Origin of the sequence: Thalassolituus sp. UBA6592 (genome assembly GCF_002433655.1) — a bacterium.
In the GTDB taxonomy this organism is placed as follows: Bacteria; Pseudomonadota; Gammaproteobacteria; order Pseudomonadales; family Oceanobacteraceae; genus Venatoribacter.
In genome coordinates, this window is record NZ_DJIO01000006.1 from 1 (window position 1) to 11356 (window position 11356).

Consider the following 11356-nt stretch of genomic DNA (forward strand, 5'->3'; position numbering starts at 1 on the left):
GGCTCTGGCTCTGGCTCTGGCTCCGGAACAGGTTCCGGCTCAGGCGCTTCAGCAGGCTCTGGTTCAGCAGCCTCTTCTGCCACCGGCTCTGTCTCAGGAGTTTCCTCGGCGCTTTCTTCAGGCGTTGCAGCAGCGGCTTCGCTGACGGCGTCCATAGCAGCCGTATCCGTTGCGGCCACATCCGGATTGATCAGCGGAAACTCACGGACGATATCGTCCGGCTTACTGCGGAAAGTCGCCCCACCCACGGAGACACCCCGGATGTTCAGAATCACGTCATACTGACCGGGTCCCTTCTCCGCGGACAGCTCCATGTGCCAGGCTTTTTCTTCAGAATCAAAATCCAGTGTATGGATCAGCGAGCTGCCATCCGGACTGCTGACTTTCGCCAACACCCGGCTGAGACCGGTGTCGATATTGTCGCTTTCCGGCAGCACACGAATACGGGTAACCTGCTGCCCGTAATCGTCAGCAACTTCGACCTTTAAGGGCTCCATCAGGGTCGCAGTCAGTTCCTGACGCCGCTGAAAAGTACGCCCTACCGCAGTAATCTCAAACCGGTATTCGCCGGGCTGTGACAGACGCGACATGGTTTCACGGAATACGCCATCCGCAGGCAGACTTTCGGGGTCGGATAATAATTTACTGCCGGAACGACCATCCGGTGCCGTGACTTTAAGTGTCACATCGGTCAGCCCCAGAATTGCGGCCTCATTCACCACCTCGCCGGCGTTGTTCAGTGCAATCTGTAACTCGATTGGATTGCCGGAGAATATGCTGTTTGGCAGCCCCTCTACGCCGAGGGATAAATCCGACAGAATCTGTACCCGGTTATCAGGATCAATATCCGCATCAGCCTTCCAGCCACCGGCTTCCGGATCAGAAATGGTAATCAGATCGAAATTAACATCCTGATGCCAGCGCACACTGTCATCCGTCAACGCAGTTGCAGCTGAGATAATTTTGCCGGATGGAGAAATAAGACGGGTTTCTTTCCCCCCCGCTTTGCGGAAAATAAGTGCGGTAAATTCGCTGACACTGTCGTCAATCTCAAACAGGTTATCGTCCATTGGCACCTGTTCAACCGGTACCGCACGATCAAACGCTTTCAGAAAAGCTTTCAGCAACTGGTCAGCATCCGTTGCCTGCAGGTACATGCCATCGGTTTCCAGTGCAATCTGTTGCAGAAGCTCTTTATCGGCCGTATCAGACAGCGCCAGGGTATGGATTTTCGCCCCGGCATTACGATAAGCCGGCAGAATGTCGGCAAACAGGCGTGTGCGCTCCTGGGCATTGACCGACTGCCCGGCCACTGGCGGCATATCAATTTTGCCGTCGGTCAGCAGAATAATACTCTGCTGATACGGACTGTTTTCTTCGATTTGCCAGGCCGCCTTTTCTAAGGCGCCGGTCAGATTGGTGTAAAGGCCGACCGAGTTAATGCTGGCGGCTTCTTTTTTGGCTGCGGCGCGCCAATCGTTATCGGCTGTACCCAAAGGCACCAGCATGTTGACATACTGGCCGAAGGTCCAGACTCCGGACTGGGCATCAGCAGGCAGAAGTTCAACCAGCAGATTGACGGCAGGAACACGCAGATTCTGCGGGTCCGTTTTTTTCATACTGCCGGAAATGTCGACAATAATGCGAACGTCAGCAGGCTTTTGAGTCGGTGCGGCGAACGCAGAGGAAGAGAAGAAAAATGGCAGGAGTGATAAAAAAATCACCCCCGACAGCCAGCGTTGAATCTGCATAGATGCTCCCGGGGGTCCGTTACTTAAAGATTGGTTTCGAGTACGCGACGGCCTTTCTCCGTGATGTGCCAACGTACACCATTTTTACCACTCACCTTGCCGGCGAGACTGCGGTTAACCAATACATGCAGGGTTTTAAGTACCGTGCTTTCTTCCTGATTCGCTTCACGGCAAACACCTGCCAGAGAGCGGAAGATAAAACGGCCGCCGGACAGAATTTTAAGAACCTGCGCAGAGGTTACATCCAGATCATCACTGGCATCCTGTGTTTCCGTTGTTTCGCCGGACATATCCTGTTCGGTTTCAGTGTCGATCAACGGCAGCAGCTCGCTCTGAATAATACGCAGGTTCTGCTGGGTTTCTTCTGAACGCTGCTTGGCGGTTTTCGCCTCACTGAGAATGCGGTCAGACAGATTATCAATAAAGAAGCGGCTTAGCAGTGCAGAAATCAGACAGAAACCGGTAAAAATCAGCAACCTGCTTGGGTCCCCCTGACTTTCCAACACCAGCTCACTGTTAACCATATCCAGCACCACCGGCACCAGGAAAGATGCACCCACACCTACAACAAGGAATCGTGGCAGACTCGCTGCATCCGGATCCTTATCACCGTAGAGATAGTAATTAACCAGCCCACCAAAAATGCCGGCAAGCAGCATTACAGTAGCCAGAATGAAAATATGATTAGCCATGTTCCAACCTCTCATCCATCAGAGAACAGATATGCGTTCCTGAGCCGATTACTCCAGCGACGGATAACCCCCAAGTTGAGTTTTATGTTCGGCAATTCCGGTCAGCAAAGACGAAATACTGAACACTCCTGCATTAAACCTAGCAAAGTTTTTCCGGTTAGCCAGAAATGGAATAAAAAAAGTTGGCGGCCAGACATAAAAAAAGGAACCCCGAGGCTCCTTTTTAATTAATTAACAAATGTTTTCTATTCTTCTGCAGGCTTGCCCTGGCGATTAGCAGACCAGCGAATGAACTGACGCAAAGCCAGAACCATCAGGCCGATACACAGTCCGCCCAAAAACCAGCTGAGCGAATACATGGCATCCTGCACACTGGATGACAACGCAGTAAACGGAAACACCAGAAACGCTGGCGCAAAGTAGGAAGAACCCGCACTGATAGGTGCGGGTGTGAACAGCAACACTGCGCCAAGCATATGAAAAAACCGGCGTAAATCGCTGTCACGTTCCAACCAGAAAAACAGCCCCTGCCAACACCAGTAACCCACAGCAGCGAACACAGCGTAAATCAGCCAAAAAGGGGCCAGAGCAATTATGCCTTCCATATAATGTAGTCTTCCCAATCGTCTTCTTTTACCTGGTTGTCCGGTATGCCGGTATTGCGGATCGACATACCACTGGTGTGTACCGACTGCGGATCGCCGGTAATCAGCGGATGCCAGTCAGGCAGGTCCTTCCCCTCAGCGAGCAGACGATAACTGCAGGTCGGAGGCAACCAGAAAAATTCACTGGCCTGATCGGGCGTCAGCCAGACGCACTCAGGCACCTTAGTATTGCGTTCTTCATACACTGTGCAGCGACAGGTATTGCGCTCCATGTACCGACAGTGAACGGCGGTGTAATACACCTCGTCGGTTTCGTCATCCTGCAGTTTGTGCAGGCAGCATTTGGCACAGCCATCGCACAGTGACTCCCACTCCTGCGGTGTCATTTCCTGCAGCGATTTTTCCTGCCAGAAGGGCTTCGCGCTCATTCTTTATCCAGTTTGCAGAACAGATCAAGCATGTAAGTTTCTTTCGCCGGCGGCATCTGCAGGTAAAAGCCTTTTTCATCAATGCCATCGAGAACTTTACCGCCATCAGTACGCGCCAGCTTTTTATCCGGAGTAATAATGATGGTCATGGCCAGTTCAGGTTTTCCGAAAATTTCGTACAGTTCTTCCGGCACTTTTGTCAGTCCGTCTTTACGGCTCACATACAGATACGCTTCGTCTTTTTTTCTGCTTTTATAAATATCACAGAGTACTTTCGTCATGGGTCGTCTTCCGCAGCGAGATTACTCTCGTCTGGTCCTGTAACAGCTGAACCAGATAATCACCAATTTCAGCCTTGCGCCAACCGCGCAGGCTTTCCGGTAAAGTAAATGGTCCGTTGGGAAATCCTGAACGCAGCAGCGCTTCCAGTGCTTTTTTCCGCGCCAGTAATTCCGGGGGAATTTCCAGCACTTCAGCTTTTGCATTCACGGTTTCTTTCATCAGTTTCAGCCACTGTCCTGCCTGTGGCGACAGTGGCCGGTCTAATTGTTTGGGCAGCAGGTCTTTATCAACCGCCAGACCCTCTGCCACAATTTGCAGCAACTCTTTGCCGTCCTCACGCACCGCCAGTGGTTTCATACCGGCTTTAATTAACTGATCACGATTGCGTGCTTTAAAACGGGCAATATTCCACAGAGTGTTATCATCAACCACTTTGTTGCGCGGCACATCGCGCGTACGGGCTTCCTGTTCGCGCCACAATACCAGCTGCTTTAAAATCAGTAATTCCTGCGGCCGCAACTTCCACGCAAGTTTTACCCGGCGATAATAATTCGCGGCGTTGTCGTTCTTCGCCGATGTGCGCAGCAGGCGTTCGCACTCTTCAGCCAGCCAGTTCTGCCGGTTGAGTTTTTTCAGACGCGACATCAGTTTTGGATACAGACGATACAGGTAGTGTACATCTGCTACGGCATATTCGATCTGCTCTTCACGCAATGGTCTTTTCAGCCAGTCTGACCGCGTTTCTTCTTTCGGCAGATTGATATTAAGAATTTCTTTTACGATGCGCTGAAATCCCATAATCCCGCCAAGCCCGGCCAAGGCTCCGCCAAGCTGACTGTCCGATAACGGTGTCGGCATAACGCCTGTCAGCTGCCGGCAAACCTCAAGATCTTCTGCGCAGGCATGAAAGACTTTAACAACCAGTGGATTTTCAAAAATGTCCGCCAGAGGGCTCCAGTCGACAATTTCCAGCGGATCAATCAGTACCGAACCTTCACTGTCGGCGACCTGTATCAACCCGGCTTTCGGATAAAACGTCGTGGTCCGTACAAACTCGGTATCAACCGCGATATAAGCCTGCTCTTTCCAGCGCGTACAGACCTCGCGCAAGGCGTCATCAGAGGTAACCCATTGGGGTTCCGGGATCTTAAGCCGTCCCATACTCAGGCTCCTCCTGTAAACGTTCGACCGTCACTGGCAAATCGGCCAGCAGGTCCTGAATAAACTGCGTAGTGACATCCGCTTCAACTCCCTGACTGAGCAGGAGTTTGAGTTCGGCTACCCCTTCAGCAGCAACGCGCTGACGCAATTGCGGCAAATGAAGCTGCGCCGGACCGATACCGGCTACCGGCGACAGCAGGCCATGCAGTACAAAAAGCTGTCGCCAACCGCGATTTTCAGCACTGAGCTGAGCTTCGGTATTCTCGACTACCCACAGAGTTCCGCCCTGTTCATGCCCGGCGCAATCATCACAGACACTTTGCATTGCGTAGCGATAACAGCGTTCGCACATCACCAGCGTTTCACCGGCGGCCAGAATAGCCTGCGCCAGTTCACTGCCGGCATCATTACCATGAGCATTATTTCCCTGACCATTCTGATTACCCATCAGAATAAACTGTGTCAGGCGCCCTGCTGCCTGGGGACCAACCCCGGGTAACGCATCAAAAGCCTGCAACAGTCTGAGATAAGGCGCTGGTAATGGCATGAAATCAGGATGGCTGTGATCAGAATGGCAGCTTCATACCAGGTGGCAGACCCATACCGGCAGTCATCTTGCCCATTTCTTCTTTGTTGCGCTCTTCGATCTTACGGACCGCGTCGTTTACCGCGGCAGCCAGCAGGTCTTCCAGCATCTCTTTGTCTTCTTCCATCATGGAGTCATCCAGCTCAACGCGCTTAACGTCATGACGGCCGTTCATGGTCACCTTAACCAGACCCGCACCGGATTCGCCGGTTACTTCCGCATCAGCCAATTGCTCCTGCGCCTTCTGCAGTTGCTCCTGCATCTTCTGCGCCTGTTTCATCAGGTTGCCCATGCCACCTTTCATCATAGGAATTCTCCTGTCGTATCCGTTAAAACTGTTCGAATGTTTAACTTACCGGGCGGATGGTTTCATCAACCACCACACCACCAAATTCACTGAGAAGCCTCTGCACCAGAGGGTCCCCTTCAATTGCCTGTTTAGCGCCATAACGCGCTTCTTCCTGCTGGCGCTGGCGTCGCTGCTCCGGTGTTTCACCGCGTGGCGACTGCAATGCCATTGTGACTCTGGCCTGAGGAAAAATTTCCCTCAGCGCCTGCTGAATCTTGTGTGCCTGGCTGTCATTGAATAAAGCGCCCTGCACCGGATCAACATCAAATTCGTAATCATCCCCACGAACACTGACCAGTGCGCTATTACGTGCGATCGCCATGGTTAGGCCTGCGAGCCGCAGATGAGAAACCCACTGCCACCAGGTATGCGGCTGCAGCGGCTCCTGCGGATAACCACCTTGATTATCTTCAACATCCTCTGCCAGCGAAACCGGCGCCGCTGTGACCGAGGCAGGTTCCGCCGCCAGCGGCTGACTTTGGCTCATCAACGCTGCTGCATTGTGGTTCTGCAGAGGATTGTGTTCACCCACAGGCTGCGTTGCTTCAGCGTTTTCCGCAGTAGCCATTTGCGGCATTGCCGCCTCAAAATGGACATCAACGCGTTCATCAAAACGGCTGTCTGCAGCTTCAGCACCGCTATCAACCGCCACATCACTGAACCCGTCATGTTCAGCTACGGTTTCAGCCGCAACAGGGCCTGCAGAATACTTCTGAGAAATGTCAGCTGTATTGTGGTCCGTTTTCGCGCTTACGGCGGCAGGCTCTGTCACGTTATCGGTTGAAGTAGCTTCTGCGTCAGAAAGAACATCAACAACAGACGGAACAACAGGCGGAACATCAACAGGCAGAGCATCTGCAGACGAAACATCAGCATCTTGTGCCGCGACAGCCTGAGGATGGTTATCCGCCGGGGACTCATCAACCTCTGAGGCTTGCGCTGTGACTGCTCCTTCTGACGCAGTAACGGTCGCGGCCTGGCTGTCTGTTGATGACTGAGATTGCTCACTCAACGCTTCAGGCGGCACATGAGTATCTGTGACTTCGGCTACAACATCTGCCGGCGCGGCAGGAATCACCGCCGCAGCAGAATTTACCGCCGCAGCGCTATTCGTCAGAGGCTTTTTTTTTTGCAGTGCGCTGGTCAGATCCAGATCCAGGGGAGCATCCGGCGCGGGGCGGAATGCCAGCATGCGCAGCAGAATCATTTCAAACCCCTGCCGCGGGTCCGGTGCCATCGCCAGATCTGCACGACCACTAAGACCAACCTGATAATAGAGCTGAAGATCTTCCGGCTGCATCGCCATCCCCAGCGCACAGATTGCGTCACGGTCACCCTCTGCGTTTTCAATCGCATCAGGCACAACCTGTGACAGTGCCGCGCGGTGCCAGATACCCAGCAATCCCTGCAGCACTTCATCATAATCGGGGCCATGCTCCGCCATAGCGGCAACCTCAGCCATCACCGCTTGAGGCTCTGCTTCAGCCATTACCTCAGCCAGCTTAAACAGGCGGCCGCGGTCCATGGTACCGAGCATGGCATTTACCTGAGCTTCGCCAACCTGTCCTTCGCCATAGGCGATCGCCTGATCGGTCAGACTGAGCGCATCACGCATACTGCCCTGGGCTGCACGCCCAAGCTGCCATAAGGCGCCGTCTTCAAAACCAATCTTCTCGGCTTCCAACACTTTGTGCAGGTAGCCGACAATGCGCTCCGGGGTCATGTTTTTCAGACTGAACTGCAGACAGCGGGACAGCACGGTAACAGGCAGTTTCTGCGGATCTGTTGTAGCCAGCAGAAACTTCACATGGGCAGGCGGCTCTTCAAGCGTTTTCAGCAGTGCATTGAAGCTGTGCGTGGAAAGCATGTGCACTTCGTCGATCAGGTAGACCTTGAAGCGGCCCCTTGTCGGCGCGTACTGGACGTTGTCCAGCAGTTCCCGGGTATCTTCCACTTTGGTCCGTGATGCAGCATCGACTTCGATCAGATCGACAAAACGCCCTTCGGAAATTTCACGACAGGCACTGCATTCACCACAGGGACGGGCACTGACACCCTGTTCGCAGTTAAGGCATTTGGCCAGAATACGGGCGATGGTTGTCTTACCAACACCCCGGGTGCCGGTAAACAGATAGGCATGGTGCAGACGTTCTTCATTGAGGGCATTGATAAGCGCCCGCAGAACATGCTCCTGCCCCACCATTTCATCAAAGAAACGTGGTCGCCATTTTCGGGCAAGTACCTGATAACTCATTGATTTTCCAGCACCAAAGATTACGCAATGTTGCGCATGATACCGTTTAAAGAGGGGAAAGTCAGTGCAATTTGGAGATGACCTCCGCCAGCCACACCCCGGCACACGAATCCACCACTACCGTTGCTCCCTTCCGGGCCTGGCGGGGTTTGCGGCTTATCGTTGCGAGGGGACCAACAGAGGCCACCATAACGTCCTGAGCGATGTCAGGAGGCGGCACATTAGCGAAAACTTTGCGCAATATCAAGCGCTTAGTCACTATTTGCTGTGCGAATGTTGTCTGCGTTGAGTGCATCCGTGGTTACGCTTTGCTGCACAGCCTCTACAAAACGGCCAATACTGCGCTGCGGACCAAACATTTTGGGACGGGAAAAATAATCTGCGGTCGTTCCTGAAATGCGATGCTCCACCGTCTCGTCAGTAAAATGCACACGCAGCATGGCGCGCTCAACTGTCGATACTTTATCCAACGTTTCAAGATCGGTCCTGAACGCATCACAACCCACTGCAGCCTGAATCTGAGATTCCGTCCAGTTCAGCGACAGGTATTCACCATCAAGATACAGAACCAGAGGCTTGCCGGTGTTCAGAGCACGGTCAGTGTCATCGCAAAGCAACAGCAGCTGCCCACCATCACTCAGCTGAACAGCGCCTATCGATAACTCGTCTGATCCGTAAAGAGGTGCCGGTTGCAGGAAAAATCCGTCTTCGGTTTGTTCAACAAATCCGGCTGGCGTCGGCTGCTCTTCTGCCGCCGACTGATAATGACTGGCACAGCCACCGAGGCCCATCTGGAGCACCAGAACTGTAAGCAGGCCCACCCATGCCTTGGGCACGTGGCTTTCAGAGTCCATTCTCATTGTCGAACATCCTATCAAATTACGATTAATTGCAGTGTATCGGAGGACACACTGCGCTGCCTAGCAGGCTGACTACTTAGTCAGTTATTTAATCAGCACACCAGAGTACTGACAGTACTTTCCGGGAATGCGCCACCAGACCTTACAGATGCAGCCATTGTTTCAGAGCAAGTTCCATGATTTCTGCCCTGCTCAATCCCAGTTCTTTGCCAACAATATCCATCTGATCAATCACATTGGCCGACAGTTTTATTTCCAGCCGCGCGAGACCTTTTGCTTTGTCCCGCTGACGCTGCACACGCTTATTGATACGTAACTGTTGATTACGATCATACGGATTACTCCGGGGCCGTCCACGCTTTGTGGCGGAAAACATATCAATTGTCGTTCTGTCTTCAGGCTGAATGGACATGAAACCCTCAAATTCAGTGCAGCGGCGCAATTATCCCAAGCACGGACAGGAATGCAACGACTTGCCTTCAGCCGCTACTGGCCATACTGTACCTGAAGAGAGTTATCTACTTCAGCGACACAGAAGACCGACACGTAATTATGGTTAAAAAAACGACAGCAGTACCCGCCAGCGAACTGACTCAATCTGTTAACGCCGACATCCTTAATTTTTCCGACACCCGCGATCTGGAAGCTTTTCACGGTGTTCTCGGTCAGGACAGAGCCGTCAATGCTATTCAGTTTGGCGTCGCCATGGCCCGCCCTGGCTACAATATTTTCGTCATGGGCGACACCGGCACAGGCCGGTCGTCTTATGTCCGGGATTACCTGAAAAGCGAAGCAAAACGTCAGAAAACACCGAACATCTGGTGTTACGTTAATAATTTCGATAATCCCCGCGAACCTAATGCCGTCGAACTCGCCCCCGACGAAGCCGGACTGTTCCGCGACCGTATCAGTACATTAATTGATCAATTATTGGCAACATTTCCTGCGGCGCTGGAACATCCTGCCTACCAACAGAAAAAATCTGCCATTGATTACGTTTTTAACCGCCGCTACGACAAAGCCATTGAACTGGTCGAACGTGAGGCCCACAAACGTGGCGTTGCCGTCTATCGCGATTCTTCTGCGATCAGCTTTACTCCAATGCGTGAAGGTAAAGCGCTGGATGAAAGCGAATTCGCACAACTGACGGAAGAAGAACGCGATGTTTTCCACGACACCATTGGTGAACTCGAGCAGATGCTCAGTGAACAATTGTCTGAATTGCCGCAGTGGAAACGGGAAAGCAGCGATGAATTACGCCAACTGAATCAGGAAACCATTCAGGACGCAGTGACGCCATTAATCGAACCCATTCGCGAAGCCTTTGGTCACCACCCTGCGCTGGTCGAGTGGCTGGCAAAAATGGAAGAGCATCTGCCGCGTCTGGTTCTGGAAGAACTGGTTGAAGAACGCATGCTTGAACTGCGCGAAGAATATGTAAAACGTTCGCGCCTGGAAGATACACTTCTGCCAGCTATCGCTACCTTCCACAACGCCGACAGCGGTGCTCCGGTTGTATACGAACCCCATCCGAGCTTCGCCAACCTGTTCGGCCGCATTGAGTACAGCAGCGAACAGGGAGCACTGGTTACCAGCTACCGCAAAATCAGCCCCGGAGCATTGCACAAAGCCAACGGTGGCTACCTGATTCTGGATGCAGCAAAAGTCCTCAGCGAACCCATGGTATGGGATGCGCTCAAGCGCTGCCTGCAATCCCGCGAACTGAAAATGGAATCACCTTATTCTGAACTGGGTCTGATCAACACCACCAGTCTTATGCCTGCGGTTATTCCACTGAACTTTAAACTGGTGCTGATTGGCTCCCGTCAGGTGTATTACCTGCTGCAGGAATACGACGAAGATTTTAAAGGGCTTTTCCGCTCTCTGGTGGATTTTGACAGTGATCTGGAATTATCCGACGAACACCTGTACTCATACGCGCGCCTGTTAAAAAGCCGCATTAATGAGCAAGGATACGCCGATCTCGAATATTCAGCCGTCGAACGCATGGTGCGTTTCAGTGCCCGCCTTGCCGAACAACAGGATGTACTTAGCGCGCGCATTGGCGAACAGTTTGATTTATTGGCGGAGGCGGATTTTATTCGCAAACTGGCTGAGGACGAATTAATTTCAGCCTCTCATATTGACCGCGCCCTGAGCGCAAAAGAAGAACGCACCAGCCGTGTTTACGACAAGCTGTTTGAACAGATGATGGACGGTACTGTGTTACTCGAAACCAGCGACAGCGCCATCGGTAAAGTAAATGGATTAACCGTTATGTCACTGGGAGACACCAGTTTTGGTTCACCGGCACGTATTACTGTGACCGTTTACCCTGGCAGCAAAGGCGTCGTGGATATCGAACGGGAGGTATCACTGGGACAGGCC

12 protein-coding genes and 1 other RNA gene are annotated in these 11356 nt (G+C 52.6%); 1 reads left to right on the top strand and 12 read right to left on the bottom strand.

Translation table 11 applies throughout. From position 1 onward, the window contains the following. From B2Z72_RS00575 to ybfE, 12 genes are all read right to left on the bottom strand, one after another. Nucleotides 1–1751: vWA domain-containing protein (locus B2Z72_RS00575; RefSeq protein ID WP_297003968.1), on the bottom strand; the 1751-nt coding region annotated here is incomplete at its 3' end. Between the two features lie 23 nt (nucleotides 1752–1774). Continuing rightward, nucleotides 1775–2443, bottom strand: a complete 669-nt coding sequence (locus tag B2Z72_RS00580; RefSeq protein WP_296983016.1) for a YEATS-associated helix-containing protein — start codon at nucleotides 2441–2443, stop codon at nucleotides 1775–1777. A 245-nt stretch (nucleotides 2444–2688) separates the two neighbouring features. Continuing rightward, on the bottom strand, nucleotides 2689–3048 hold the full coding sequence (locus B2Z72_RS00585; protein WP_296983015.1) for a hypothetical protein: 360 nt from the start codon (nucleotides 3046–3048) through the stop codon (nucleotides 2689–2691). Continuing rightward, nucleotides 3036–3476 (bottom strand): YcgN family cysteine cluster protein, encoded by a 441-nt coding sequence (locus B2Z72_RS00590; RefSeq protein WP_296983014.1) that lies wholly within the window; start codon nucleotides 3474–3476, stop codon nucleotides 3036–3038. The genes B2Z72_RS00585 and B2Z72_RS00590 overlap by 13 nt, the downstream gene beginning before the upstream one ends. After that, nucleotides 3473–3757 carry a YcgL domain-containing protein gene (locus B2Z72_RS00595; RefSeq protein ID WP_296983013.1) on the bottom strand — a complete coding sequence of 95 codons (285 nt, stop codon included), beginning with the start codon at nucleotides 3755–3757 and terminating at the stop codon, nucleotides 3473–3475. Before B2Z72_RS00595 ends, B2Z72_RS00590 begins: the two co-directional genes overlap by 4 nt. Then, nucleotides 3738–4919, bottom strand: coding sequence for a ribonuclease D (gene rnd / locus B2Z72_RS00600; protein ID WP_296983012.1), 1182 nt, complete (start codon nucleotides 4917–4919; stop codon nucleotides 3738–3740). Before rnd ends, B2Z72_RS00595 begins: the two co-directional genes overlap by 20 nt. Beyond that, on the bottom strand, nucleotides 4906–5466 hold the full coding sequence (locus B2Z72_RS00605; protein ID WP_296983011.1) for a hypothetical protein: 561 nt from the start codon (nucleotides 5464–5466) through the stop codon (nucleotides 4906–4908). Before B2Z72_RS00605 ends, rnd begins: the two co-directional genes overlap by 14 nt. A gap of 19 nt (nucleotides 5467–5485) precedes the next feature. Beyond that, nucleotides 5486–5812 carry a YbaB/EbfC family nucleoid-associated protein gene (locus B2Z72_RS00610; RefSeq protein ID WP_296983010.1) on the bottom strand — a complete coding sequence of 109 codons (327 nt, stop codon included), beginning with the start codon at nucleotides 5810–5812 and terminating at the stop codon, nucleotides 5486–5488. A gap of 40 nt (nucleotides 5813–5852) precedes the next feature. After that, entirely contained in the window at nucleotides 5853–8108 is a 2256-nt protein-coding gene (gene dnaX, locus B2Z72_RS00615) for a DNA polymerase III subunit gamma/tau (RefSeq protein WP_296983009.1), read from the bottom strand. Nucleotides 8109–8190: 82 nt separating this feature from the next. Next, an RNA gene (ffs, locus tag B2Z72_RS00620) (signal recognition particle sRNA small type) lies at nucleotides 8191–8287 on the bottom strand. Nucleotides 8288–8359: 72 nt separating this feature from the next. Beyond that, on the bottom strand, nucleotides 8360–8899 hold the full coding sequence (locus tag B2Z72_RS00625; protein ID WP_296983008.1) for a hypothetical protein: 540 nt from the start codon (nucleotides 8897–8899) through the stop codon (nucleotides 8360–8362). Between the two features lie 211 nt (nucleotides 8900–9110). Then, complete coding sequence (gene ybfE / locus B2Z72_RS00630) at nucleotides 9111–9380, bottom strand: LexA regulated protein (protein ID WP_296983007.1); 270 nt, start codon at nucleotides 9378–9380, stop codon at nucleotides 9111–9113. Between the two features lie 140 nt (nucleotides 9381–9520). On the opposite strand from ybfE, the gene B2Z72_RS00635 reads away from it, so the two are divergent. Continuing rightward, nucleotides 9521–11356: AAA family ATPase (locus B2Z72_RS00635; protein WP_297003971.1), on the top strand; the 1836-nt coding region annotated here is incomplete at its 3' end.